25 protein-coding genes are annotated in these 25,392 nt (G+C 61.7%); 15 read left to right on the top strand and 10 right to left on the bottom strand.

Annotated features, from left to right (window positions below):
- Window positions 1-189 precede the first annotated feature (189 nt).
- On the top strand, window positions 190-615 hold the full coding sequence (gene fosA / locus P346_RS07235) for a FosA/FosA2 family fosfomycin resistance glutathione transferase (RefSeq protein ID WP_032660973.1): 426 nt from the start codon (window positions 190-192) through the stop codon (window positions 613-615).
- On the opposite strand, the gene P346_RS07240 is transcribed toward fosA, so the two are convergent.
- Window positions 601-1,608, bottom strand: coding sequence for a LacI family DNA-binding transcriptional regulator (locus P346_RS07240; protein ID WP_032660971.1), 1,008 nt, complete (start codon window positions 1,606-1,608; stop codon window positions 601-603). The genes fosA and P346_RS07240 overlap by 15 nt on opposite strands.
- A 185-nt stretch (window positions 1,609-1,793) precedes the next feature.
- On the opposite strand from P346_RS07240, the gene P346_RS07245 reads away from it, so the two are divergent.
- Together P346_RS07245 and P346_RS07250 are read left to right on the top strand one after the other, a co-directional pair.
- A complete protein-coding gene (locus P346_RS07245) occupies window positions 1,794-2,882 on the top strand; it encodes a cellulase family glycosylhydrolase (protein ID WP_032660969.1) in 1,089 nt (362 codons plus the stop codon).
- 50 nt (window positions 2,883-2,932) lie between these two features.
- Window positions 2,933-4,330 carry an MFS transporter gene (locus P346_RS07250; RefSeq protein ID WP_032660968.1) on the top strand — a complete coding sequence of 466 codons (1,398 nt, stop codon included), beginning with the start codon at window positions 2,933-2,935 and terminating at the stop codon, window positions 4,328-4,330.
- Between the two features lie 94 nt (window positions 4,331-4,424).
- On the opposite strand, the gene P346_RS07255 is transcribed toward P346_RS07250, so the two are convergent.
- Genes P346_RS07255 through P346_RS07270 form a run of 4 tightly spaced genes read right to left on the bottom strand, consistent with a single transcriptional unit; the run spans window position 4,425 to window position 9,171 of the window.
- Window positions 4,425-5,246, bottom strand: a complete 822-nt coding sequence (locus P346_RS07255) for an alpha/beta fold hydrolase (RefSeq protein WP_032660966.1) — start codon at window positions 5,244-5,246, stop codon at window positions 4,425-4,427.
- Between the two features lie 30 nt (window positions 5,247-5,276).
- Window positions 5,277-6,896 carry an MFS transporter gene (locus P346_RS07260; RefSeq protein ID WP_032660965.1) on the bottom strand — a complete coding sequence of 540 codons (1,620 nt, stop codon included), beginning with the start codon at window positions 6,894-6,896 and terminating at the stop codon, window positions 5,277-5,279.
- The gene (locus P346_RS07265; RefSeq protein ID WP_032660960.1) at window positions 6,893-7,300 is read right to left on the bottom strand and encodes a DoxX family protein; all 408 of its coding nucleotides are present in this window, start codon (window positions 7,298-7,300) and stop codon (window positions 6,893-6,895) included. The genes P346_RS07260 and P346_RS07265 overlap by 4 nt, the downstream gene beginning before the upstream one ends.
- The gene (locus tag P346_RS07270; RefSeq protein ID WP_032660959.1) at window positions 7,300-9,171 is read right to left on the bottom strand and encodes an amidohydrolase; all 1,872 of its coding nucleotides are present in this window, start codon (window positions 9,169-9,171) and stop codon (window positions 7,300-7,302) included. The genes P346_RS07265 and P346_RS07270 overlap by 1 nt, the downstream gene beginning before the upstream one ends.
- Before the next feature lie 218 nt (window positions 9,172-9,389).
- Here P346_RS07270 and P346_RS07275 point away from each other — a divergent pair, with 218 nt between their 5' ends.
- The 5 genes from P346_RS07275 to P346_RS07295 all read left to right on the top strand — a co-directional run bounded on the left by P346_RS07275 (window position 9,390) and on the right by P346_RS07295 (window position 16,612).
- Window positions 9,390-10,076, top strand: coding sequence for a hydrolase (locus P346_RS07275; RefSeq protein ID WP_008501349.1), 687 nt, complete (start codon window positions 9,390-9,392; stop codon window positions 10,074-10,076).
- Between the two features lie 61 nt (window positions 10,077-10,137).
- Window positions 10,138-10,359, top strand: coding sequence for a DUF1427 family protein (locus P346_RS07280; protein WP_032660957.1), 222 nt, complete (start codon window positions 10,138-10,140; stop codon window positions 10,357-10,359).
- A complete protein-coding gene (locus P346_RS07285; RefSeq protein ID WP_032660955.1) occupies window positions 10,356-10,616 on the top strand; it encodes a XapX domain-containing protein in 261 nt (86 codons plus the stop codon). The genes P346_RS07280 and P346_RS07285 overlap by 4 nt, the downstream gene beginning before the upstream one ends.
- A gap of 23 nt (window positions 10,617-10,639) precedes the next feature.
- The gene (locus P346_RS07290) at window positions 10,640-11,020 is read left to right on the top strand and encodes a response regulator (RefSeq protein ID WP_032660954.1); all 381 of its coding nucleotides are present in this window, start codon (window positions 10,640-10,642) and stop codon (window positions 11,018-11,020) included.
- A 9-nt stretch (window positions 11,021-11,029) separates the two neighbouring features.
- A complete protein-coding gene (locus P346_RS07295; protein ID WP_032660952.1) occupies window positions 11,030-16,612 on the top strand; it encodes a trifunctional serine/threonine-protein kinase/ATP-binding protein/sensor histidine kinase in 5,583 nt (1,860 codons plus the stop codon).
- Between the two features lie 3 nt (window positions 16,613-16,615).
- On the opposite strand, the gene P346_RS07300 is transcribed toward P346_RS07295, so the two are convergent.
- The gene (locus P346_RS07300) at window positions 16,616-17,233 is read right to left on the bottom strand and encodes a response regulator transcription factor (RefSeq protein WP_032660951.1); all 618 of its coding nucleotides are present in this window, start codon (window positions 17,231-17,233) and stop codon (window positions 16,616-16,618) included.
- Between the two features lie 185 nt (window positions 17,234-17,418).
- On the bottom strand, window positions 17,419-17,805 hold the full coding sequence (locus P346_RS07305; RefSeq protein ID WP_032660949.1) for a VOC family protein: 387 nt from the start codon (window positions 17,803-17,805) through the stop codon (window positions 17,419-17,421).
- 88 nt (window positions 17,806-17,893) lie between these two features.
- On the opposite strand from P346_RS07305, the gene P346_RS07310 reads away from it, so the two are divergent.
- A complete protein-coding gene (locus P346_RS07310) occupies window positions 17,894-18,496 on the top strand; it encodes an ATP-dependent Clp protease proteolytic subunit (protein WP_024909504.1) in 603 nt (200 codons plus the stop codon).
- 135 nt (window positions 18,497-18,631) lie between these two features.
- A complete protein-coding gene (locus tag P346_RS07315; protein ID WP_032660948.1) occupies window positions 18,632-19,753 on the top strand; it encodes a ribosomal protein uL16 3-hydroxylase in 1,122 nt (373 codons plus the stop codon).
- 91 nt (window positions 19,754-19,844) lie between these two features.
- On the opposite strand, the gene P346_RS07320 is transcribed toward P346_RS07315, so the two are convergent.
- Window positions 19,845-21,260 (bottom strand): aminotransferase-like domain-containing protein, encoded by a 1,416-nt coding sequence (locus P346_RS07320; protein WP_032660947.1) that lies wholly within the window; start codon window positions 21,258-21,260, stop codon window positions 19,845-19,847.
- 176 nt (window positions 21,261-21,436) lie between these two features.
- Between P346_RS07320 and P346_RS07325 the strand changes: the two genes are divergently transcribed.
- Window positions 21,437-21,598: a DUF1127 domain-containing protein gene (locus tag P346_RS07325; RefSeq protein WP_023334364.1), complete on the top strand. Its 162-nt coding sequence runs from the start codon at window positions 21,437-21,439 to the stop codon at window positions 21,596-21,598.
- Window positions 21,599-21,692: 94 nt separating this feature from the next.
- Here P346_RS07325 and P346_RS07330 read toward each other — a convergent pair whose 3' ends face one another.
- Window positions 21,693-21,947, bottom strand: a complete 255-nt coding sequence (locus P346_RS07330) for a DUF4282 domain-containing protein (protein ID WP_032660945.1) — start codon at window positions 21,945-21,947, stop codon at window positions 21,693-21,695.
- Window positions 21,948-22,028: 81 nt separating this feature from the next.
- Window positions 22,029-23,417: a MocR-like pyridoxine biosynthesis transcription factor PdxR gene (gene pdxR / locus P346_RS07335; protein ID WP_032660944.1), complete on the bottom strand. Its 1,389-nt coding sequence runs from the start codon at window positions 23,415-23,417 to the stop codon at window positions 22,029-22,031.
- A gap of 102 nt (window positions 23,418-23,519) precedes the next feature.
- Between pdxR and P346_RS07340 the strand changes: the two genes are divergently transcribed.
- From P346_RS07340 to P346_RS07355, 4 genes are all read left to right on the top strand, one after another.
- On the top strand, window positions 23,520-23,999 hold the full coding sequence (locus tag P346_RS07340; RefSeq protein ID WP_032660940.1) for a carboxymuconolactone decarboxylase family protein: 480 nt from the start codon (window positions 23,520-23,522) through the stop codon (window positions 23,997-23,999).
- A gap of 142 nt (window positions 24,000-24,141) precedes the next feature.
- Window positions 24,142-24,465, top strand: a complete 324-nt coding sequence (locus P346_RS07345) for an antibiotic biosynthesis monooxygenase family protein (RefSeq protein WP_032660937.1) — start codon at window positions 24,142-24,144, stop codon at window positions 24,463-24,465.
- Complete coding sequence (locus P346_RS07350) at window positions 24,458-24,682, top strand: hypothetical protein (RefSeq protein ID WP_032660935.1); 225 nt, start codon at window positions 24,458-24,460, stop codon at window positions 24,680-24,682. The genes P346_RS07345 and P346_RS07350 overlap by 8 nt, the downstream gene beginning before the upstream one ends.
- Window positions 24,657-25,352: an ArsR/SmtB family transcription factor gene (locus P346_RS07355; RefSeq protein ID WP_032660931.1), complete on the top strand. Its 696-nt coding sequence runs from the start codon at window positions 24,657-24,659 to the stop codon at window positions 25,350-25,352. The genes P346_RS07350 and P346_RS07355 overlap by 26 nt, the downstream gene beginning before the upstream one ends.
- Window positions 25,353-25,392 lie beyond the last annotated feature (40 nt).

Genomic DNA, 25,392 nt, shown 5'->3' with positions numbered 1-25,392 from the left:
TAATGTGCAGTTGCCGAAAGGGGTCTTAGATGTGAGAAAGCCGCCTTTCGGCGGCTATCTGAAAATGGGGAAAACTACTCCGTGCCGCCTTTAAGAAGGCAGCCACCAGCGGTTTACGGTGAGCACGGCGTGGTTTATGTTCATCTCTTTACCGTACCACGTCCGGCGCGAAAAACAAAAGGGCACGTCATGCTGCAATCACTCAACCACCTGACTCTCGCGGTCAGCGACCTGCAAAAAAGCGTCACCTTCTGGCACGAGCTGCTGGGCCTGACCCTGCACGCCCGCTGGAATACCGGGGCCTATCTCACCTGCGGCGATCTGTGGGTCTGCCTGTCGTACGACGAGGCGCGCCAGTACGTGCCGCCGCAGGAGAGCGACTACACCCACTACGCGTTTACCGTGGCGGAGGCGGATTTTGAACCGTTCTCGAACAAGCTGGAGCAGGCGGGCGTCACCGTCTGGAAGCAGAACAAAAGCGAGGGGGCGTCGTTCTATTTTCTCGACCCGGACGGGCACAAGCTGGAGCTGCACGTGGGCAGTCTCGCCGCGCGGCTGGCGGCGTGTCGCGAGAAGCCCTATGCGGGCATGGTGTTTACCTCAGACGAGGCTTGAGGCGCGCACCTTCAGCCTGCCCGCCAGCGTCACGTGCGTGGCGGCATCTTCCTGATTGCACAGGTACTCCACCGCCAGCCGTCCCAGCTCGCTGTAGGGCAACTGGATACTGGTCAGCGGCGGGGGGGGCTGCTCGGAAATCTTCTGGTCGTCGTAGCCCGCCAGCAGCATGTCCTGCGGGATGCGCACGCCGTTCACCGCCAGCGCCTGATAGCAGCCAATCGCCAGCCAGTCGCTGGCGCAGAAGATGGCGTCCGGGCGCTCGGCCAGTTCCAGCAGAGAGGTTGTCGCGGTAAAGGACTCGCTGAACTGCCAGTTGGTCTGACGCACCAGTCCGTCGTCGCACGCGAGTCCGGCCTGCTGTAGTGCCGCCCGGTAGCCCGCCAGACGCTGGCGCGAGGCCTCCATCCAGCTCTCCCCGGTGATGTGGGCGATGCGCGTGGCCCCGCAGGCGATAAGGTGTTTAGTGACCTGGAAGGCGTTGGCGTAGTCGTCCGGGATAAACGACGGCAGCAGCGGCGAGCCGGGGTCGCGCTGGTTGAGCAGCACCAGCGGGATGCGGGTGCAGTCCTGAAATGCCGTCATGTCCACCAGCGTGGTGACCGGAGACGCGAGAATAATCCCGATGCAGTTGCGCTTCTCCAGCTGGCGGATGATGTTCAGCGCCAGCTCGATATCGTCGCCGTAGTCGTAGACGGTGAGCAACGTTTCGTTGCGCCACGCCGCTTCCCGCGCCTGGCTGATGGCGTCGATAAACGGGTCGAAGCTCTGCATGGAGCTCACCAGCAGGGCGATCTCTTCCTGGTTGCGCGGGGCGTGAACGGCGGGGAGGCGGTCGTAGCCGAGCTCGGTAGCCACGCCAATCACCCTCTGGCGGGTGTCGTCGCTGAGCTTGATGTTGCGGGACTGGTTAAGCACCAGCGATACCGTCGCCTGCGACACGCCCGCCGCCCGCGCAATATCGTTCATCGTCACTTTCGTTTTTCGCTTCATCCGTCCTCTCCCTTTCGCGATTTCGCATCATACCCTAACCGCACGCTTTAGCGCCGTCGATCACGTTTCTCATTCATCGAAGCGTGAACTTTGTGAAGAACATCGCTTTTCTCAACGCCGTGATTTGCGCATTTATCCCGCAACTAATATTTATTAGCTAAATATTATCAGTAAGAGGACGCGTAATGAAAGAGCAGTGGAGCAGGGAGCAGGCACAGGCGTGGTATCAGCAAAAAGGCTGGCTGTGCGGGTTTAACTATCTGCCGTCGACGGCGGTGAACTGGACGGATATCTGGCAGGCAGAGACCTTCGATGCCGCCACCATCGAGCGCGAGCTGGGCTGGGCGGCGGACGCGGGCTATAACACCCTTCGCATCAACCTGCCGTTTATCGTCTGGGAGCACGATCGCGACGGGCTGATGGCGCGCATCGACCGGTTTTTGACGATTGCCGACGGTCGCGGCTTTAGCACCATGCTGACCCTGATGGACGACTGCGGCTTCTCCGGCGACGAACCGTACCTCGGCCCGCAAAAGCCGCCGGTGCCGGGCAAGCACAACAGCCAGGCGGCGGCGAGTCCGGGGCGCGATAAGGTGTGCGATCCCGACTGCTGGCCGCAGATTGAGTGCTATATCCGCGACGTTGTCCGCCAGTTCCGCGAGGATAGGCGTGTCCTGCTGTGGGATCTGTATAACGAGCCGGGCAACCGCGGCATTTTTGCGACCGGCACGCAGGAGGTGCAGTACGACGCGAAGCTGGAGACCTGCGCCCACGCGCTGATGAAGCTGGCGTTCCAGTGGGTGCGTGAAGAAGACCCGACCCAGCCGCTCACCGTCTGCGCGTGGCGTCTGCCGCCGGAGGAGGAGGGCGAGACGTTCTTCCGGCATCCGCTGGACCAGACCGCGCTGGCGCTCTCGGACGTGGTGAGCTTCCACGCCTACACCCACACGGGGCGCATGACGGCGATTATCCAGCAGCTGCAACAGCTCGGCCGCCCGCTGTTCTGCACCGAATGGCTGGCGCGCCACGTGGGCAGCACCATCGAAGAGCAGCTCCCGCTGATGTACGCGGCGAAGGTCGCGCCGTACCAGTGGGGGCTGGTGCGCGGCAAAACCCAGACGTGGCTGCCGTGGCCGGTGGTGATGAAGGAGTCCACGGACTACTGCCGCCTGTGGTTCCACGACGTGTTCGAGGAGAACGGCATTCCGTTCTCGCGCCGTGAAATCGCATTAATGCAGCAGCTGCGCAAGATCGCCCCGAAAGTTCAGGGCTAATAATATCGACCCGGCGGACCACCGCCGGGCAACCAGGCAGGCATATAACAATGGCAACGACAATGAAAATACCGTCTCGCGAGTTGTGGTCTTATTTTGGCTATGGTTTAGGTCAGTGTTTTAGCTTTGGTTTAGTGGGTTCTTTTATTAACTATTTTTACACCGACGTGCTGGGGATCTCGGCGCTGGCGGCGAGCACCATCTTCCTGATTGCCCGCGCGTGGGACGCGGTTCACGATCCGCTGTTTGCCAGCATCATGGACACCATTAACAGCCGGTTCGGCAAATTTCGCCACTTTTTGCTGATCGCGCCGCTGCTGATCACCGGCGTCACGCTGCTGTCGTTCTATAAAATCGAAGCGGACATGACCACCAAAATCCTCTACGCCGGGGTGACGTACATCCTGTGGGGTACGCTGTACGCCATCTCCGATATCCCGTTCTGGTCGATGTCGTCGGTGATGACCAACGACTCCGCCCAGCGCACCCGCGCGGTGACGGCGGCGATGCTCGGGGTGAACGCCGGGATTGCCTGCGCCAACATCTTCTTCCCGAAGCTGGCGGCGTTCTTCGCCCAGTACAGCAACGATAAAGGCTACTTTATGGCGGCGCTGGTGATGATGCTGGTGGGCCTGCCGCTGATGCTCAACGGCTTCATGCAGATCAAAGAGCGCGTGCCGCCGAGCCCGGAAAAGGTGACCATCCGCGACACCTTCCACAACCTGCGCCAGAACAAGCCGCTGTTTATCGTCCTGCTGTCGTTCTTCTTCTGCGTGTTCCACAACGTGGCGGGTGGGCTGTATATCTACTTCTTTATCAACAACCTGGGCGACGGCAGCCTGCAGATGGCGATTGGCGTGATGGGGATTGTCGCGGCGGTGCTGTGCCTGGTCGCGCCGATGCTGACGCGCCGGATGCAGAAGCGGAAGCTGTTTATGATCCTCTGCGGGCTGGACGTGGCGGTGCGCGTGGTGATGTGGTTTGTCGGCTATCAGCAGGTGACGATGCTGTTTATTCTGCTCGGCCTGAGCACCCTGTTCGTGATGATGACCAACATCCTCACCTCGTCGATGATCGCCGACACCATCGAGTACGCGGAGTACCACACCCACAAGCGCTGCGCGGCGATCACCTTCTCCGGGCAGACCTTTACCGGCAAGATGTCGGTGGCGGTGGGCGGCGGGTTAATCGGCGTGTTCCTGACGATGATCGGCTACGTGCCGCAGGCGCAAATTCAGAGCGAAGGCGTGCTGTCGGGGCTGTTCTTCGGGATCTGCCTGCTGCCGGCGATTGGGTCGCTGATCCGAATCGTGTTTATGTCGCGCTTTACCTTCACCGAGGAGAAGCATGCGGAGATTTGTCGGCTGCTGGCGGAGCGGAACGCGTCTGCGAAAGCGCCGGGTGGCGGCTGCGCCTTACCCGGCCTACAAAAAACCGTGAGTCAATAAATCGCACAGGCCAACAAAACCCCAAGGATCCACAAATCGCACGGGACATGTAGGCCTGATAAGCGAAGCGCCATCAGGCTTCGCTTTTAAAGGCTTACAGCGACTTCACAAACGCCAGCAGATCTTCGTTGAGCTGGTCCTGGTGGGTCAGCGCGAAGCCGTGCGGCGCGTTGTCGTACACCTTCAGCGTGGCGTTTTTGATCATCTCTGCCGCCAGCTTGCCGGTGCTTTCAAACGGCACGATCTGGTCGTTGCTGCCGTGGATCACCAGCGTCGGGACGTCGATTTTCGCCATATCCGGGCGGAAGTCGGTTTCGCCGAACGCGGTCACGCAGTCGATGGTGCCCTTCAGCGACGCCAGCAGGGCGATGTTCAGCGTCTGGGTCAGGGCACCGGCGGAAACGGTCTGCCCGGCGTTGATGCCGTAGAACGGAGTGGCGAAGTCGCTGATGAACTGGGCGCGATCTTTACGCAGTCCGTCGCGAATGCCGTCGAACACGCTCTGATCCACACCCTGCGGGAAGGAGTCGGATTTACCGAAGATTGGTGTTACCGCGCCCAGCAGCGCCAGACCGGCCACGCGCGCGCTGCCGTAGTTGTTGATGTAGCGGGTCACGTCGCCGCCGCCCATGGAGAAGCCCACCAGCGTCACGTCGCGCAGATCCAGGGTGGTGATCAGGTCGTTAATGTCGGACGCAAAGGTGTCGTAGTCGTAGCCGTTCCACGGCTGATCCGAGCGGCCAAAGCCGCGACGGTCAAAGGCGATGGCGCGGAAGCCGCGTTCGGCCAGGTAGTTCAGCTGGCTGTCCCACATGTCGCCGTCCAGCGGCCAGCCGTGGCTGAAGAGAACCGGTTTGCCCGCGCCGCCGTCTTTGTAATAAATCTGCGTGCCGTCTTTTGCCTTAAACGTTGCCATAGTGTGTTCCTGTGCAGGTGATGATTATGGTTATACCGGCGCGACCAGGTAGCGAATAGCCGGTGATGTTGTGCCCTGATGAAAAGCCAGAACGCGGCTCTGCAGCAGGAGGTCATTCATGGTGTGGCGCTCCTGCTGGCGCAGATGCTCAATCCAGGAGCCCATCAGGAAGGTCTCGATAAACAAGCCGGGACGCTCGATATCCTCGTATACCGCCCAGCTCATCGCCCCGGCGCGGCGGCGCACCCGGCGCAGCTCGTGGACCGCCTCCAGGAAGGCCTTCGTGTTGTTCGGGTCGATGATGTACTCGTGCGATACCAGCACCGGGCCGCGCTCGTTCGGCAGGTCAATCTCCACGCCGTCCAGCGGCTGGCCGCTGAGGTCGAGGTTCAGGTCCGGATCTTTCCCCAGCTTCCAGCGGAACACCGTCGCGCTCGCCAGCACCATCCCCAGCGTGGCGACCACCAGCGAGGTCGGGGTGCCGAAACGGGAAGCGATCTGCCCCCAAATGGCGCTGCCCGCGGTCATCGAGCCGAAGAACACCGTCAGGTAGACCGCCAGCGCGCGGGCCTTCACCCAGCGGGCTGCGCTGCGCTGCGCGCCGAGGTTCAGCGTTGAAAGCACCGCAATCCACGCGAAGCCGGTGAAGAACTCAAACAGGTTGAGCAGCCAGACGTGGCGCACAAACGCCAGCGCCAGCATGGTGAGAGCAAAGGTCAGGCTGGCGGCCACCATCAGCCGATCGGCGTCCAGCCGCTGGCGCAGGCGCGGCAGCAGAATGGCCCCGGCAATCGCCCCCAGGCCAATGCACGCCAGCATCACGCCGTAGCCCGCCGGGCCTAAGCCCAGCTCGCGGCGCGCCACCAGCGGCAGAAGCGCCCAGCCCGCGCTGCCGAAAACGAAGAAGGCCACGGTGCGCACCAGCACGTTGCGCAGCACCGGCGCGGCGTGCACGTAGCGAATCCCCGAGCGCACCGCAGAGAAGAAGTGCTCCGGCGGCAGACGCTGTATGGACGGCGCCGGACGCCAGCGCCACAGCACCCACGCCACGCCGACCACGGACAGCGCGTTGAGGGCAAACACCATCCACGGCCCGGCGAGCGACAGCAGGAAACCGCCCAGCGCGGGGCCAATCGCCCGGCTGATGTTCACCCCCAGCGAGTTCAGCGCCACGGCGGCGCCCAGCTCCGGCTTGCTCACCAGATCGGGCACCACGGCCTGAAACGGCGGCGAACTCATCGCCGCGCCCACGCTCAGCAGAAACGTCGCCACCAGCAGAACGGCGGGGGTGACGTGTCCGGTGAAGGAGAGCACCGTCAGCCCGGCGGCGGCGATGAACACCCACAGCTGGGAGAAGAGCAGGTATTTGCGTCTGTCGACGATGTCCGCCATCACCCCGGACGGCAGGGCGAAGAGGAACATCGGCAGGCTGCTGGCCGCCTGCACCAGCGCGATGTCCAGCGGGTTTGCGCTCAGAGTCAGCATGCTCCAGTTGATGCCGACGTCGCTCATCCATGAGCCGACGTTAGAGACCACCGTGGCGATCCACAGCATGCGGAACACCGGCTGGCTCAGCGGCTGCCAGGGCGAAACCGTCGATGCGGGCGTCGTCTCGACGTGTGCGTCGCGAACGTCGTTAACCTGGGTCATGCGAACCTCTCCGCTGCCTTACGCTGCAGCCGCCACTGGCCCGGCCCGGTGAGGGCGAGGGTGGTGAAGATAATCAGCAGCAGCCAGCCAAACTGCCCTTCGGCAATCGACCAGTTCGGGTGGACCGCCAGCATCGCCACCAGCAGCACGGCGATAATCGGCAGGCACGCCAGGCGGGTGTACACGCCCGTAATGATAAACAGCGGGCAAATCACCTCGGCGAAAATTGCCGGGATCAGGCTGGCGTAAGGCCCTAAGCCGAACGGATCTTCAATGCGCGTCAGCTCTTCGCTGAAGTGCAGCACCTTCGGCAGGCCGTGCACGTACAGCAGCAGCAGGCTGCCGGTCAGGCGCAGGAAGAACAGCCCCAGGTCGACCCGGGGCGGGGTAAAGGTGTTTTTCATCAGAATGCAAAGCAGCTGCAGCCCAGCGCCCCCCAGAAAGCGTTATCGTCGGACACCGGCATCTCTGACGTGCGGGCGAAATCATGCTGGTGGCTGTGAACCCCGCACGGGCCGCTGCAGTGGTGGATGGCGCTCATGCCGACGCGTGCGGCCTGCGGCGGCGCGCTGCGGTAGTGGCCCGGCACCTTGACCACCGGGGACCACTCGGGCAGGACCGGAATGGCAGGCGGGGAAAGCGGGCCAAAGCTGCCTGCGGCGTAAACGATATCGCCGTTGACCACGGTGAGGACGGACTCGATGCCCTTGATCTCCTCTTCCGGCACGCGGAAGTAGTCTTTGCTCAGCACGGCCAGATCGGCGAGCTGGCCGACCTTGATCTGCCCCTTCTGGTTTTGCTCGCTGGAGAACCACGCGCTGCCCTGGGTCCAGAGCATCAGGGCGGTATCGCGATCCAGACGGGCGCTGTGGTCGTACATCTGCATCCCGCCGACGGTGCGACCGGAGACCAGCCAGTAGAGCGCGGTCCACGGGTTGTAGCTCGCCACGCGGGTGGCGTCCGTCCCTAAGCCCACCGGCACGCCGGTCTCGAGCATTTTCGCCACCGGCGGCGTGTGGCGGGTGGCTTCAATGCCGTAACGCTCTGCGAAGTATTCGCCCTGGAAGGCCATGCGGTGCTGCACGGCAATGCCGCCGCCCAGTTCTTTGATGCGGTCGATGTTGGCCTGGGTGACGGTTTCCGCATGGTCGAAGAACCAGTGCAGGCCGTTGAACGGAATGTCGCGGTTCACCTTCTCGAAGACGTCCAGCATGCGGCTGATGGATTCGTTGTAGGTGGCGTGCAGGCGGAACGGCCAGCGGTGCTCCACCAGATGGCGCACCACGCGCTCCAGCTCGTCCTCCATGCCCGGCGCGAGGTCCGGGCGCGGTTCGAGGAAGTCTTCAAAATCGGCGGCGGAGAAGACCAGCATCTCGCCCGCGCCGTTGTGGCGGAAGAAGTCGCTGCCCTGGCCCGGCGTGAGCATGTCGGTCCATTTTTCAAAGTCTTCCAGCTCGTGGCCCGGACGCTGGGTAAACAGGTTGTAGGCGATGCGGATGGTCATCTGCTTTTTCTCGTGCAGCTCGGCAATCACCTCGTAATCTTCCGGGTAGTTCTGGAAGCCGCCGCCCGCGTCGATGGCGCTGGTCAGCCCCAGGCGGTTCAGCTCGCGCATGAACTGGCGGGTGGAGTTGACCTGCTGCTCCAGCGGCAGCTTCGGCCCTTTCGCCAGCGTGGCGTAGAGGATCATGGCGTTCGGACGGGCAATCAGCATCCCGGTCGGGTTGCCGTTGGCGTCGCGCTGGATCTCCCCGCCCGGCGGGTTCGGCGTGTCTTTGGTGTAGCCGACCACCTTCAGCGCGGCGCGGTTGAGCAGGGCGCGGTCGTACAGGTGCAGGATGAAGACCGGGGTGTCCGGCGCGGCGTCGTTGATTTCGTCCAGGGTCGGCATGCGGCGCTCGGCAAACTGGAACTCGGTCCAGCCGCCCACCACGCGCACCCACTGGGGCGACGGCGTGCGCAGGGCCTGCTCTTTCAGCATCCGCAGGGCGTCGGCCAGGGACGGCACGCCCTCCCAGCGCAGCTCGAGGTTGTAGTTCAGCCCGCCGCGAATCAGGTGCAGGTGCGAGTCGTTCAGGCCGGGGATGGCGGTGTGGCCTTTCAGGTCCACCACTTTGGTGCCGTCGCAGTGGTGTTGCATCACCTCGGCGACGGTACCCACTTCCAGAAATTTTCCGTCGCGCACGGCAACGGCTTCCGCGACGGGGTTCTCGCGATCGACGGTGTGAAACTGGCCGTTAACCAGAATGAGATCGGCTTTACCGAGGGTAACCATAAACTGCTCCTGACTGAGAGGGGAATGGTCAGGATTATGGGAACCGGTTTCGGCAAAGATCCAGTTATACAATAGGATAGGTATACCAAAGTATAACTATACCTAAGGTTAACTATACGAAGAGATAATTACGCGCAGGGACGGAAAACCGCAGGATGAGGATGACTTTATCGTCGCGGCGCTCGCGGCGATTTCACCCTTAACCACTGGAAAATGCTATGACCTCTTCAAAGCTCGAAGTGTTAACTCCTGCGAACTGTCAGATCATCTTTATCGATCACCAGCCTCAGATGGCGTTTGGCGTGCAGTCTATTGACCGTCAGGTGCTGAAAAACAACACAGTGGCGCTGGCGAAAGCGGCCAAAGTGTTCAACATCCCGACCATCATCACCACCGTTGAGACCGAAAGCTTCTCCGGTAACACCTATCCGGAGCTGCTGGACGTGTTCCCGGGCCAGGACATTCTGGAGCGTACCTCCATGAACTCCTGGGACGACCAGAAGGTGCGCGACGCGCTGAAGGCCAACGGCAAGAAGAAGGTGGTAGTTGCCGGCCTGTGGACCGAAGTGTGCAACAACAGCTTTGCCCTGTGCGCGATGCTGGAAGGCGACTACGAAATTTATATGGTGGCGGACGCGTCCGGCGGCACCTCCAAAGAAGCCCACGACTACGCGATGCAGCGCATGATCCAGGCGGGCGTGATCCCGGTGACCTGGCAGCAGGTGATGCTGGAGTGGCAGCGCGACTGGGCGCGTAAAGAGACCTACACCGCGGTGATGGATATCGTGCGCGAGCACTCCGGCGCGTACGGCATGGGCGTGGATTACGCCTACACCATGGTGCACAAAGCGCCGTCTCGCCAGAAGAGCGAGCACCGCACCTTAGCGCCGGTCCCGGCTCGCTAAGTTCCGCTGGCGGGCTGGTCCCTCATCCGGCTCGCCGCTGCCTCTTTCTCTGGAGTTCACAATGAGTACTGGGCTGATATCCCTTGCGGCAGGCGTGTTGATTGGCCTGATGTATGCCGTGCTGAAGGTGCGCTCCCCCGCGCCGCCCGCGCTGGCGCTGATTGGCCTGCTCGGGATGCTGGCGGGCGAACAGGCGACGCGCCATCTGTTATCCCGCGACGGCGCGCCTCCTCCTCAGGTGACCGTTCCGCAGGCCAAATCGCAGACGGGAGCGTCGTCATGAAAGCATGGATAATTTCGCTGGTGTGCGGCGTGGTTGCTGGGGTAATTTACGCTCTGCTCAACGTCCATTCCCCGGCGCCGCCGGTTGTCGCCCTGCTTGGCCTGTTTGGCATGCTGGTGGGCGAACAGCTCATCCCGGTGGGACGGCGTTTACTGAGTCGCGAACCGCTTACCCTCGCCTGGTTTCGTCACGAATGCGTACCGAAAATCAGCGGCACGGCGCCCCCTGCGCCCGCGAAGGACGATCGCGACGTTTAATGATTTACCAGAGGAAAGAGAGCATGACGCTGCCGTGGCGCATTGCCATCATTGATGACGAACGATCCGTCCGCAGCGGGCTGAGTAATCTCCTGGAGTCGGAAGGGTATTCGACCGATACCTTTGATTCGGCAGAGGTGTTTCTGAGCCATCCTTTCGCCCTGTCCGACGCGGCGCTGGTGATCACCGATATCAAGCTGCGGGGCATGAGCGGCCTGGAGCTGTTTGACAAGCTGCGGCTGCTGGCCGTACCGCCTCCGCCCGTGCTCTTTATCTCCGGTCATGCTGATGAAAATATGCAGCGGTACGCTCTTGAACTGGGCGCCGCTGCATTTTTGCGTAAGCCTATTAACATCGATATTCTGCTGGATCATATTCAGCGGGAGATGGCCCGCCGACAATAAGGATCGCGGATGAACGAACACGAGCAGCCTGCATTCTGGCCCGCCCAGGGGAATCTTCACCAGGGGCGGGTTTTTGTCCTTAAAGAGGATGTGATTTTTACCGTGCTGGCGCAGGAGGGCGGAATCGCCTGGATGCACGCGCGACATCCCCATTCCGGCGGCTCGTTCATTATCGCCACCGCGGTGAGCGACGAAGAGGAAGAGCGGGCCACCCGGCTGCTGAAAAACGAGTTTGCGCTGCGCGACCTGCTGCAGGACAGCTGGGCCATCCGCGCCGTCGCCTCCACCCAGTACCGGGGGCGCTTCGCGCTGGTGTACGCCCCGTTTGCGTTTGAGCTGCTGGCCCGGCGCGCGGGTAGGGCGATCTCGGGGATCGCGCGCTTTATCGAGATGGCGATCCAGATCTGCGTTCCCCTGCGCCAGATGCATCTGCAAAACCTGATCCACGGCGATATCAAGCCCGGCAGTATTTTTGTTCATCACGATGCCACCTGCCGTCTGGGCAGCTTTGGCCTTTCCAGCAGTCTCTCCGATGCCGTCACCCAGACCCGGCTTGCCGTTTCAGGCGGTACGCCCGCGTATATGTCGCCGGAGCACACCACCCGCACCCAGCGCCCCGTCGACGGCCGCAGCGATCTCTACAGCCTCGGCATGGTGCTGTATGAACTCCTGACCGGACGCCTGCCGTTTGAGCTGGGGGAGGACGACCGGGCCAACTGGGCGCACTACCATATTGCCTCCGCGCCGCTGGCCCCGGACGCGATCCGCCCGGACGTGCCGGGAATGCTGTCGACCATCATTCTGAAGCTGCTGGAAAAGAATCCTGATAACCGCTACCAGACGGTCGACGGGCTGATTGCCGACCTTCGCCGCTGCCAGGCGACGCTGACCTGCGAGGGCGAGATCGTCGCCTTTACGCCCGGCCAGCAGGACCGCACCCCGGCGATCCATCTGGCGGACTCCCTGTTCGCGACGCATCCGCAGGCGAACGACGTCATTGCCGCGTTTGAGCGGGTGGGGCAGAACCTGGTGCCGGAGCTGGTGACGATCGGCGGGCCGTCGGGGATCGGCAAATCTTCGATCATCGCGACGGCGCTCAAAGCGCTGCAGCAGCGTACGGTGCTGCTGGCGGTGGGCAAAGTCGATCAGTTTTCGCCGTCGCTGCCCTACGGCGTATTAAGCTCCGCGTTCCGCACCCTGACGCTGCACCTGCTGGGGCTGCCCGCAGAGGACGTGGCGAAGTGGAAAATCCGCCTGTCTCGCGCCCTGGAGGGGCACGAGGCGCTGGCCGTAAGCCTGGTGCCCGAGCTGGGCCTGCTGCTTGATAGCAAGCCGCGCTTCTCGGCGGATACGTTTTCCATTGATACCCGGGCGCGCTTCAGCCATATGGTGCTGGCGCTGGTTAAAACCTTTGCCTCGCAGGGCTGCCCGCTGGTGCTGGTGCTCGACGATCTCCAGTGGAGCGACGCCGCCAGCCTGCATACGCTCAAATATCTGCTGATGAACTGCGGCGCTGTTCCGCTGCTGGTGGTGGCGGCCCACCGGGATATCAGCGCCGTGTCCGACGCCGCCCTGCAGGCGCTGCTGGCGAGCCTGCCGGAAGCGGCGCAAAACGCGAGCGAGATTGTCCCGCAGGCGCTTTCCGTGAAAGCGGTGGCGCGCTGGCTGGCGACGGTATTTCGCACCCGCAGCGCGGCGACGACCGATCTCGCCACGCTGATCCACGAGAAGACGGGCGGCAACCCGCTCTTTGTGCACGAGTTTTTCCGCCGCATTGTTGATGACGGCCTGGTGGTGCACAACAAATATCAGGACAAGTGGCACTACGATCTGCAGGCGATCCGCGCCAGGCATTACACCGAAAACCTCGTCACCCTGGTGCTGGAGCAGCTTGAAGAGCTGCCCGACGAGACGCGGCGCCTGCTGGGCAGCATCGCCTGTCTCGGCGGCACGGGCGAGATGGAGACGATCTGCCGCGTGGTCGGCATGTCGATGGCGGAAATGCGCTATGCGCTGCACCCGGCGGTGATGGCCCAGCTCATCGTGCTGGCGGAAAAAAAGTACGCCTTCACCCATGACCGGGTGCAGGAGGCCGCCTTTGCGCTGCTGGATCGGCATGAGAGAAGCCATATTCACCTGACCACCGCCAGCCTGCTGGCCGACGCCGCGCGTCAGGCGGCGGGGAACGAGCTGCTGTTCCGCGCCGTTCACCACGTCACGGCCGCGCTGGACAGCATCCAGCCCGCCCCGCAGCGGGAGATGTTCCGCGAGCTGAGCCTGCTGGCCGCGCGACGCGCGAAGCGTTCGGGAGATTACCTTTCGGCGCTCGGCTATATCCAGACCGCCAGAGCGCTGGGCAACGCCGGGACGGTGTCGGACTTTATGCTCGATATCGAAGAGGCGGGCTGCGAGTTTGCGCTGGGGCACCTGGAGCGCACCCGCGAGCTGTGTGACGCCATTCTCGGCTGCCCCGGCGGGCTGACCGAAAAGGCGCTGGCGGCGAACCTGCTGGTAGAGGTGTACATTCGCCAGTCGGACAGCCGTCTGGCGCTGGAGGCGGCGCTCTGCTGGCTGGGGATTTTCGGGATCCAGATTAGCCGCTATCCGGAAGATGCCGACTGCGACGAGGCCTGGGCGCTGTTTTGCAACCGCACGGCCGACGCGCCGCAAAACCTGTTTGCCCAGCCGTCGCGGATGGATAACCCGGAAACCGAAGCGGTGATGAACCTGCTGTACAGCGCCAGCATTTGCGCCAGCTTCATCTGCCCGCGCCTGCACTTTTTGCTGCTCTGCCGCATGATGCACCTGACCCTCGACCACGGCATTACCGGCGCCTCGACCACGGCGATGGCCTGGTTTGGCGTGCTGATTGGCCACCGCTACGCCGAGTACCGCCTCGGGTTCCAGTACGGCACCCTGGCCCGCGAGCTGGTCAATCGCCACGGCTACGACGCGTTCGAAGCCAAAACCCTCCTGCCGCTCGACCAGCTCAGCGTCTGGACCCAGCCGCTGTCGTTTACCATCGAGTGCGCAAAGGCCTGCTTCACCTCGGCGGTGACCCACGGGGATATGACGATGGCCTGCTTTGCGGCCTGCCATCAGGTGATTAACTTCCTCTCGCGGGGCGATCACCTGGACGGGGTGCTGACCAGCATCGATCGCGGCCTGGCGTTCGTGCGTAAAACCCACTTCCAGGACGTGGAAACCATTCTGATGGTCCAGCGCGGCTACGTTGAGTTTCTGCGCACGCCGGTCATCGGCACCTGGACCGCGTCGCAGGTGCTGCCGGAGGCGCTGCTTCCCGCGTCGCCGGAGCAGACGCCGGAGAAGAACGCCACCATGCTGTTCTGGTACTGGCTCTATCGCGGCATGGCGCACTTTACCTGCGGCGAATATGCCGACGCGCAGGCTGATCTTGAGATGGCGGGCTGGTTCGCGTGGTCTGCGCCGGGGCACATCCATCTGCTGGATTACCATCTCTACAGCGCCCTGGCGCTGTCACGTCAGCTGACGCCGGAGACCTTCTCGGCGAATCACCGCCGCAGCATTCACGCCCACTACGACAAAATCGCTCTGTGGGCGCGCATTAATCCCGGCACGTTCGCGGATAAAGAGGCGCTGATCTACGCCGAGATCGTGCGTCTGGACGGGATGAACAGCATTGCGCTCGAGCAGTATGAGAAGGCGGTCCGGCTCTCCCGCGAGGGCGGGTTTAACCCGATCAACGCCCTGGCCCACGAGCTGGCGGGGCGCTTTTCGCTGGCCTGCGGCTACCCGACCGCCTCGGACGCGCACTTCCGCGGCTCGATTGCCGCCTGGGGCCGCGCGGGGGCGCAGGCCAAGGTGCGCCAGCTGGAGCAGGATTTCCCGCACCTGCTGGCCTCCGGGCAGGCCAGCGCCTACGACACGGTGGCGTTCGCCCAGAACGAGACCATCCGCGATCTGCAAAGCGTCATCAAAGCCTCCCGCGCGCTGTCGGAAGAGATTAACCTTGAGCGCTTAATCGAAAACCTGATGACCATCCTGCTCGAACGCGCCGGGGCGCAGCGCGGCCTGCTGCTGCGCGTGAGCGAGAGCCTCATCCCGGAGATCGAGGCCAGCGCCTGGACCAGTACCGAGGGCGTGCGGGTGCGGATCCTGAAAGACGTGCCGACGGCAACCGATCTGCCGCTGTCGGTGCTGGCGGCGGTGATCCGCACCGGGCAGGAGATCCGCACCGGCAGGCCGGAGGAGTTCCATCCCTTCAGCCAGGATCCCTATCTGGTGACCTCGGGGGCGGCGGTCATGTGCGTCCCGATGTTCAAACAGGCGCGGCTGGTGGGCGTGCTATACCTGGAAAACCGCCTGATGCCGGAGGTCTTCACCGCCGAGCACTCGCGCGTGGTGAGCCTGCTGGGCGCGCAGGCCGCGGTATCCCTGGAGACGGCGCGGCTGTACGCCGAGCTGCTGGCGGAGAACATCCAGCGCCGACGGGTGGAGAAAGAGCTGCGATCCAGCCAGACCTCGCTGATGCTCGGCGAGCAGATCAGCCACACCGGCAGCTGGCGCTGGGAGCTGGAGCAGGATCTGATGTTTGTCTCGGAAGAGTACGCCCGCATTCTCGGCCTGCCCGAGCGGCAAAAGATGATCTCCATGGCGGAGTTTTTGACCTTCGTCCATGAGGACGATTACGCCCGCATCAGCGCCATCGTCACCCGGAGCGTGCGCGACGGGCTCTCCATGCGCGCGGAGTTTCGGGTTAAGCGTACCGACGGCTCAACGCGCTACCTCCTCGGGATTGGCGATCCGGTGGGCGTGGGCAGCGAGGTGAACGAGTATTACGGCATCATCACCGACATCACCAGCCAGCGCGCTGCGGAGGATGCGATGCGGGTCGCGCAGGCGGATCTGGCGCGGGTGTCCCGGGCCACCACCGTCGGGCAGCTGACCTCCTCCATCGCCCACGAGATCAACCAGCCGCTGATGTCGATCGTTTCGAACGCCGGGGCGAGCCTGCGCTGGCTCAACCGCGAGCCCGCCCGGCTGGATAAAGTGCGCGAAGGGCTGGAGGAGATCGCCGCAGAAGGCGCGCGGGCGGGGGAGATCATTCGCAGCATCCAGTCCCTGACGCGCAAGCAGGATCCCACCTTCTCGCGCATCGATATGCACTACCTGATCCACCATATCATCACGCTTTCGCGCAGCGAGCTGGAGCAGAGACACATTAGCGTTGATTATCTGTTAAGGGCGCAGGACAGCTTTATCACCGGCGATAGCGTGCAGATCCAGCAGGTGCTGCTCAATCTGGTGATGAATGCGGTAGAGGCGATGGCCGAGGTGAAGGATCGCGCCAGCACTATTACCCTCAGCACCGCCAACGCGGACGGGAAGGTGATCGTTGAGATCGCCGATACCGGGAGCGGCATTGAGCCCGAGCGGCTGGAGCAGATTTTTGACTCGTTCTACTCCACCAAAGCGCAGGGGATGGGGATGGGGCTGACCATCAGCGCCAGCATCATCGAGCGCCACTGCGGGAAGCTGAGCGCGCGCCGCCGGGAGCCGTACGGCACGGTGTTTGCGTTTGCGCTGCCGCTGGCGGCGCAGGAAGGTTAAAGGTTACTCCGCAGGCTGGCTATTGGTCAGGCGCTCAACGGCCCTGACCAGCTCCGCCACGGAGCGCACCTGCATTTTCTCCATCACGCGGCGACGGTGCACCTTCACCGTGATCTCGCTGACGCCCAGCTCGGCGGCAATCTGCTTGTTCAGCATGCCGCTTATCGCCAGCGTCAGCACCTCGTGCTCGCGCGGGGTGAGGGACATGTGGCGCTGCTTCAGGGCGTAGTGCTCTTTATTGCGCGCGGCGTTGTGTTCCGCCAGCTGAAGCGCGGACTCGATGGCGTCGATAAGCGCGGTGGATTCGACGGGCTTGGTGAGAAATTCATACGCGCCGCCTTTAATGGCGCGCACCGACATCGGGATAGTGCCGTGGCCGGTAAGAAAAATAATCGGGATCTCGCGCCCGCTGTCCTTAAGGGCATCAGCCACCTCAAAGCCCGAGATGGCGGGCATTTGCATATCGAGGACCACGCACGACGGGAGCTCTTCAAAGCGGTGCTGAAGAAACGCTTCTGCCGATGAAAAGCCGACGGCGTTCAGGTCCGCCGAATCCAGCAGCCCGATCACGGACTGCCTGACCGCGTCATCGTCATCAACCACATACACAATGTGTTCCATTCCCCGCCCCGGTGCTGATTTACATGTCGAGGATGCAAACAATCCCGCCGGTCACGTAAGGGACTGTTTATGCTGACTTTCATCTTAACACATTAACTATCATTATCATTTAACAATATGATAACCGTATGAAGATGAAGTATAGCGATACGTGACCGGGGCGGTTAAGCAACGAAACGCTGATTTTATGCACCCACAAGCTCAATGCGGTTGCCGTCCGGATCCGCGATCACCGCTTCATAGAAGCCGTCCCCGGTCATGCGCGGGGCGCTGAGCAGCGTGCCGTGTGCCTGCGCCCGCTCGGCCATGCTGTCGACCTGCGCCCTGCTGCCGACGTTGATGGCGATATGCGCCCAGCCGATAAACTCCGGGTGCGCAGGGGCACCGGGCAGGTCCGGCAGCGTCATCAGCTCGATGGTCGGCCCGTCATCCAGCGTAATAAAGTGTGATTCAAAACCGGGACGATTTTTACTGACGTAGCGTTCGTTACTGCGGCCATTAAAAACCGTTTCCCAGAACTGAACCTGGGCGTTCAGGCTGCGGGTCCAGAGTGCGACATGGGCAATATTCATAGGCTCCCTCGTTATTTGTCTGTGAGGACTTTCACCGGTAAAACAGGCTACACTCTGGTTTTGAGCGCGACAAGCTGAGGAAATAACAATGCACTACACACTGAAAGAAAGCGACAAGGAAAAAGCGGAAGGGTCAAACGGCGCGGGCGCTCTGCAGCAAAAACTGCTGGAGTCTCGTTCGATTGTGATCTCCGGTGAGATCAACCAGGAGCTGGCGCAGAAGGTCATCACCCAGATGATCCTGCTGCAAAGCGTCAGTAACGATCCGATCAAGCTGTACATCAACAGCCAGGGCGGCCACGTGGAAGCGGGCGATACCATCCACGACTTCATCAAGTTCATCCGCCCGGAAGTCCACGTCATCGGCACCGGCTGGGTGGCGAGCGCCGGGATCACCATCTTCCTGGCGGCGAAGAAAGAGCACCGCTACTCGCTGCCAAACACCCGCTTTATGATCCACCAGCCGCTGGGCGGCGTGCGCGGTCAGGCGACGGATATTGAGATCGAAGCGCGCGAGATCATCCGCATGCTGGATCGCGTGAACAAGCTGATCGCCGACGCCACCGGCCAGCCGCTGGAAAAAGTGAAAAAAGACACCGATCGCAACTTCTGGATGTCTCCGGCAGAAGCGCTGGACTACGGCATTGTGGGTAAACTGATTACCCATTATGACGAGCTGAAGCTCGATTAAGTTTTCGCGGCGTGTTTGAGTCGGGTGGCGGCTTCGCCTTACCCGACCTACACGCCCTCGTTTGACCCATGACAAGTTCCCCCTCTGCCTTCTTGCCTATAATCGCGCCTGTTTCCCCTCTCACTGGTGCTACCCATGGCGTATCAACTGAACCTGAACTGGCCGGAATTTCTTGAGAAATACTGGCAAAAACAACCCGTAGTGCTGAAAAATGCCTTCCCGAATTTTGTCGACCCGATTACTCCGGACGAGCTGGCAGGGCTGGCGATGGAGCCGGAAGTCGATAGCCGTCTGGTGAGCCATTTCAACGGCAAATGGCAGGCCAGCAATGGTCCGTTTGAGCACTTTGACGATCTGGGCGAAACCGGCTGGTCGCTGCTGGCGCAGGCGGTGAACCACTGGCATATGCCCGCCGCGGAGCTGGTGCGTCCGTTCCGCGTCCTGCCGGACTGGCGTCTGGATGACCTGATGATCTCCTTCTCCGTGCCGGGCGGCGGCGTGGGTCCGCATATCGATCAGTACGACGTGTTTATCATTCAGGGGATGGGCAGCCGCCGCTGGCGCGTGGGCGACAAGCTGCCGATGCGTCAGTTCTGCCCGCATCCGGCACTGCTGCATGTCGATCCGTTTGAGCCGATCATCGACGAAGATCTGGCCCCGGGCGATATCCTCTACATCCCGCCTGGATTCCCGCACGACGGCTTTACCCATGAGACGGCGCTCAACTACTCGGTCGGTTTCCGCGGGCCGAACGGTCGCGATCTGATCAGCAGCTTCGCCGATTATGCGCTGGAAAACGATCTGGGCGGCGAGCACTACAGCGATCCGGATCTGACCTGTCGCGAACACCCGGGCCGCGTGGAGCAGTACGAACTCGATCGCATTCGCCAGATGATTTTCGACATGATTAGCAAGCCGGATGATTTCACAAAATGGTTCGGCAGCTTTGTCTCCACGCCGCGCCACGAGCTGGATATCGCCACCGCCGAGCCGCCGTACGCGCCGGAAGAGGTGCTGGACGCGCTGCAGGGCGGCGAAACGCTGTCCCGCCTGAGCGGCCTGCGCGTGCTGAACGTCAACGGCAGCTTCTTCATCAACAGCGAACAGCTGGAGACGGTAGACGCGAAGGCGGCGGATGCCCTGTGCCGCTACACCGAACTCGGTCAGGCCGAGCTGGGCGATGCGCTGAATAACCCGGCGTTTGTTGAAGAGCTTACCGGGCTGATTAACCAGGGGTACTGGTACTTCGACGAGTAGTGCGGTCTGTTGCCCGGTGGCGCTGCGCTTACCGGGCCTACAACGGCAAGAACGTAGGCCGGGTAAGGCGAAGCCGCCACCCGGCAAAACACTACTCCTCCATCGCAATCACAATCGCTTCGCCCATCTTCTTCAATGCCTCGCGATTCTTCTCCGTCGGCGGCAGCGCCACGTTGATCCGCAGACAGTTGCGGTACTTCCCGGAGGCGGAAAATAGCGACCCGGCCGCGGCCTGGATCTTCAGACGACACAGCTGTTTGCTGACGCACACCATGTCGACCTTCTCCGGCAGTTCAATCCACAGCAGGAAGCTTCCCTGCGGGCGCGTGACGCAAATCTCTGCCGGAAAATACTGCCGCACCCAGCAGGTGTAGGTTTCCATATTCTGCTGATAAATCTGGCGCATACGGCGCACGTGGCGATGATAATGGCCGTCGCGAATAAACGCCGCCACCGCCATCTGCGTACCCGGCACGTTAAACCCGCCCGCGGCGTATTTCATGTGCATCACCCGGTCGTAATAGCGCCCCGGCACAATCCAGCCGACGCGCAGGCCCGGCGCCACGGTTTTGGTAAACGAGCTGCAGAGGATCACGCGGCCGTCGATATCCATAGAGTGAATGGTGCGCGGGCGCGGGTACTCCGCCGCCAGCTCGCCGTAAATGTCATCTTCCACGATCACGATATCGTGCCGCTGGGCGAGGGCTAACACCTGCTTTTTCCGCGCTTCCGGCATGATAAACCCGAGCGGGTTATTGCAGTTGGGTACGAGGATCACCGCCTTGATCGGCCACTGTTCCAGCGCCAGCTCTAACGCCTCGATGCTGATCCCGGTCTCGGGATCGGTAGGAATTTCAATCGCTTTGATGTCAAACCCGCGCAGCATCTGCATGGTGCCGTGAAACGACGGCGATTCTACCGCCACGATATCTCCCGGCTTGCACACCGAGAGCAGGGCAATCGACAGCGCGCCGTGGCAGCCGTTGGTGATGACAATCTCGTTCGCAGCCACGGTCGAGCCGCCGTCCAGCATCAGGCGGGCGATCTGCTCGCGCAGCTCCAGGCGCCCGTCGAGCACGTCATAGCTCAGCATCTCACCCGGATTATGCTGCGCGATGCGGCTCATCTCGCGCCACAGCGGCTTCAGGCTCGGCTGGTTAATATCCGGCGAGCCGCCGCCAAAGGAGATCATCTCTTTGTCGGCGCGGGCGTCCAGCAGCATCATCACCTCATCCCACTGGGTGACGTCCACGGGGCGCTGCACCGGGCGCGTCATGGCCGGAACCGGCGGCTGGGCTTTGCGCTGAGAGACAAAATAGCCGGAGCGCGGCTGAGGGGTGATCAACTGGAGGTTTTCGAGGATCTGATAGGCCTGCTGTATGGTGCTGATGCTCACGCCGTGCTCCTGGCTCAGCGTGCGCACCGACGGCAGACGTTCGCCGCTGCGATACAGCCCTTGTTCAATGCGTTCTGCCAGAAGGTTGGCCAGATGTTGATAGCGCGTCATGCTGTATCCTTTATTTTCACCATACAGATTGTAAAACCAGTACAGATTGCCGTAAAAATTGGCATGCAGATACTGTTTTAGCGGATCTGTATGTTAAACAAAAGGTGTTTTTGAGTCTGTATTGCACAGGTCGATTTCCAGGATGATAACCCCACTGGTACAGTGAGGAGAGCATCATGGAATTCTATGAGAACCGTTCAAAACGTCCGTTCGTTGTGTTTGTCTGGATCGGCAAAACGATCTGCAACTGGTATCGCATCAACCGCACCCGCCGCATCCTGAGCCAGATGAGCGACGAGCAGCTCAAGGATGTGGGGTTGTCGCGGTATGATGTGTGAGCATAGGATTGCCCGGTGGCGCTACGCTTACCGGGCCTACTCGATCCTGTAGGCCGGGTAAGGCGTAGCCGCCACCCGGCATATAAAAAGCGGATTATTCGGCAGATTTTACCGACGTGTTTTCAGCGATGCGGCGCAAATATTCGTTGTTCTTGAACGCAACCATAATCAGTTCGAACATCACGCGGCATCCGACCAGGCTGCATATCGTACCGATAAAGCCCGTGATGAGGTGGTCGCTGAACATGGTATACACACCGCCCGCAAAAATAAGCAGCATGGCGATCCAGTAAAATAAGACCAGCACGCGTGGTGTTAATAAATAATCAAATCCCAAAATTGATTTCATTTTCTTTTCCTTAGAAATGTAAAAAAGCCATCAGATTATATCGATTTTTTAAATCGATGCTAATTGGGCAGGTATTTGATTTCAGTGTAATATTTCAAACGTCTCCCGCTTCGGCCTCTCCAGCAACGCCACCGCCTCTTCATATGACCGCACGTTGTTATAGCCCATCACCAGCCCGTAGCGTTTGCCCGACCCGCGATACCACTCCGAAAGCGCATTCACCTGCAGCTGCTGTTCCTGCCAGCAGCGCGCCACTTCCCGGTCACCGCTTCCTCTGGTCAGAAACGCCACAATATGCATCCCGCCGTCGTTTTGCTCGGTGAAAAACAGATCGCCATACACCTCGCGCAGGGCGGCAATCATCCAGTCGCGGCGGGTCTGATACAGCGCGCGCATCTTTTTCAGGTGACGGAAAAAATGCCCTTCGTTGAGAAACGCGGTGAGGATCTTTTGCGTCAGCACCGGCTGGCCGCTGGTGGTAATGTCCGCGCAGTCGGTAAATGCCCCGACGGTGCTGGCGGGCATCACCACGTAGCCCATGCGCAGCGACGGCATGATGGTTTTACTGAACGTGCCCATAAAAATCACCCGGTCGTGCCGATCGAGGCTTTTCAGCGACGGCAGCACCTTGCGGGTGTAGTGAAACTCCCCGTCGTAATCGTCTTCAATGATCCACGCCTCGTTCTGGCTGGCCCAGTCGAGCAGCTGCTGCTTGCGCGGCAGCGAGAGGGTGACCGCCAGCGGGCTCTGGTGCGACGGAGTGACGATGGCAAAACGGGCGTCGCGATGGTGACGGAGCAGGTATTCCGTATCGATACCTGAACGGTCGACCGGCACCGTGTGCAGGCGCGGCACGATCCGCTTGAGCAGCTGCTGGCCCATAAAATAACCCGGATCTTCAAACACCACCTTGTCGCTGCGGCTGGCAAGCGTGTCGAGGATCAGCCGCAGGCTGCCGCTGTAGCCGCTGGTGATCAGCACCTGTTCGGCGCTGCAGGACAGCCCGCGTGAGATATTGAGATAGCTGGCGATGGCCTGGCGCAGCGGATACCAGCCCAGAACGGGCGGGTTGAGCATCTCTTCCTGGCGCATGGAACGCGTCGCCTGACCTGCCAGCAGCAGCCATTTTTTATACGGAAAGCTGTCGAGGGCCGGGATGCCGGGGCGCAGAAACCCCGCCCGCTCGCGCTGGCTGGTGAGCGATGCAGGTAGCGCTCCGGTGGGCTGTTCCGCAGGGGCACTCTTATCCGGCAACAGTAGATCCGGATTGACCCGCGTGCCGCGCGCGCCCTGGCTCACCAGATACCCTTCCCCCGTCAGAATGGCATACGCCGTTTCGACGGTTTTACGCGCCACCTTCAGCTCTTCCGCCAGCACGCGGATGGCGGGCACCTTATCGCCCGGCTTCAGAACGCCGCGCGTGATGTTGTCGCGATAGCGGGAATAAATCTCATGATAGCCCGGCTTCATGTCCTACCTCGTTTCACGATTTTTGTATCTTTTTACTATGTCATGAACGGCGTAGATTTGCTGCATTGCATGACATATGCCGCACAAAAAAGAGGAAAGACAATGAGCACCCGCGTTAACCACCATAAAGTTACACCTGCCCTCGCCAACGCGCTGTCCGCCCTGAGCATGGAGGTGGCAAAAACCTCCATCGACCCGGCGCTGAAGCACCTGATCGACATTCGCGTGTCGCAGCTGAACGGCTGTACCTTCTGTCTGGATATGCACTCGAAAGAGGCCAAAATCGCCGGCGAGCGCGAGCTGCGCCTGTACCATCTGGCGGCCTGGCGCGAGTCCCCGCTGTTCAGCGCCCGCGAGAAAGCCGCGCTGGCCTTCACCGAATCGCTGACCCAGATTGGCGTTCACGGGGTAAGCGACGCGCTGTACCGCAGCGTGGCGGAGCACTTCTCGGACGTCGAGATTTCAGAGCTGAACTTCGCCATCGTGGCGATCAACGCCTGGAACCGTCTGGGGATCACCTCCCGCATGGCGCCCGGCTCGCTGGACGCGGCTTACGGGCTGAATAAGGCTAACCTGGAATAACATCTGCTGCGCTTGCCGGACCAACCTGATTCCGTAGGCCGGATAAGCGCAGCGCCATCCGGCACAACGCTTCGCTCCTTACCGAAGCATTGTGCTTTTTCCTCCTGCATTCTCTCCTCATCCTCACAACGGAGAGACACCCATGATTGCAGTCATTTTCGAAGCCCAAGCGGAGCCCGCGCATCAGGCGCGCTATCTTCAGCTCGCTGCCGAACTCAAACCTTTGCTGGCGGACATCGACGGCTTTATTGATATCGAACGTTTCCAGAGCCTGACGACCGACGGCAAAATCCTGTCGCTTTCCTGGTGGCGGGATGAAGAGGCCGTCCGCCGCTGGAAGCAGAACGTCTTCCATCAGGCCGCGCAGGCCGAAGGGCGGGAGTCGATTTTCGCGTACTACCGCATTCGGGTGGCGCAGCTGGTGCGGGAGTACAGTTCCGAAACCGGAGGGCACGCGGATGTATGACGTTCATGTGATTTTTAGCGACAGGCCCGACGAGCTGGCGCGCTTTGGACAGCTGCTGGGGCGCAACGGCGTGGCGCTGGCGGCACGCGGCGTGTCTATCCTTACCCAGTACAGCGACCACGCGAATCACCTAATTCTGCTGACGGATGATGATAAGCTGGCCGCAGAGATCACCGAACCCTGGGCAACACATGTTAAAAACGAGCCTACCTCCTGAGAACGGCGCGGTGCTGGAACAGGCCATTGCCGCGGTGGCTGCCGCAATGGCCGATCCGTCGCGCGTAAAAATGCTGTGCGCGCTGATGGACGGGCGGGCGTGGACCGCCACCGAGCTGAGCGCGGCGGCAGACGTTGCGCCGTCGACCGCCAGCGGGCATCTCGCCAGGCTGGTGGAGGGAAAGCTGATTACCTGCCTGTCTCAGGGGCGGCACCGCTATTATCGTCTGGCGGGGCACGACGTGGCGGCGCTGGTCGAGCAGATGATGGGGCTCTCCTGGAGCCGCATCACCCCGCCGGAAACGACCGCGCCGAAAGCCATGCGCGAGGCCCGAACCTGTTACGACCATCTTGCCGGAGCGGTTGCGGTGCACATCTACGATTTTATGCAGGCGGAAGGCTGGCTGGAGGCTGACGGTTCAGCGCTCACGCTGTATGGCCGCGAGCAGTTCCTGAAGCTCGGCGTTTCGTTAAGCGCTCACCCGCGCCGCAAGGCCTGCTGCGCCTGCCTGGACTGGAGCGAGCGGCGCTTTCATCTTGGCGGTGAGGCGGGCGCGGCGCTGCTCATTTATCTGGAAAATAAAGGCTGGATACAGCGGGTGGCGGGGTACAGGGAGGTGGTAGTGACCGCGTCGGGGAAAGGTGCTATCACTCGCCATTTTAGCCGCTAAGCGCCGCTGTGTGAGGGATGCACGGACGGCTCCCTCTCCC

Source organism: Enterobacter sp. DC1, from assembly GCF_000568075.1.
GTDB lineage: Bacteria > Pseudomonadota > Gammaproteobacteria > Enterobacterales > Enterobacteriaceae > Enterobacter > Enterobacter asburiae.
This window is presented reverse-complemented; position numbering and strand designations above follow the sequence as displayed.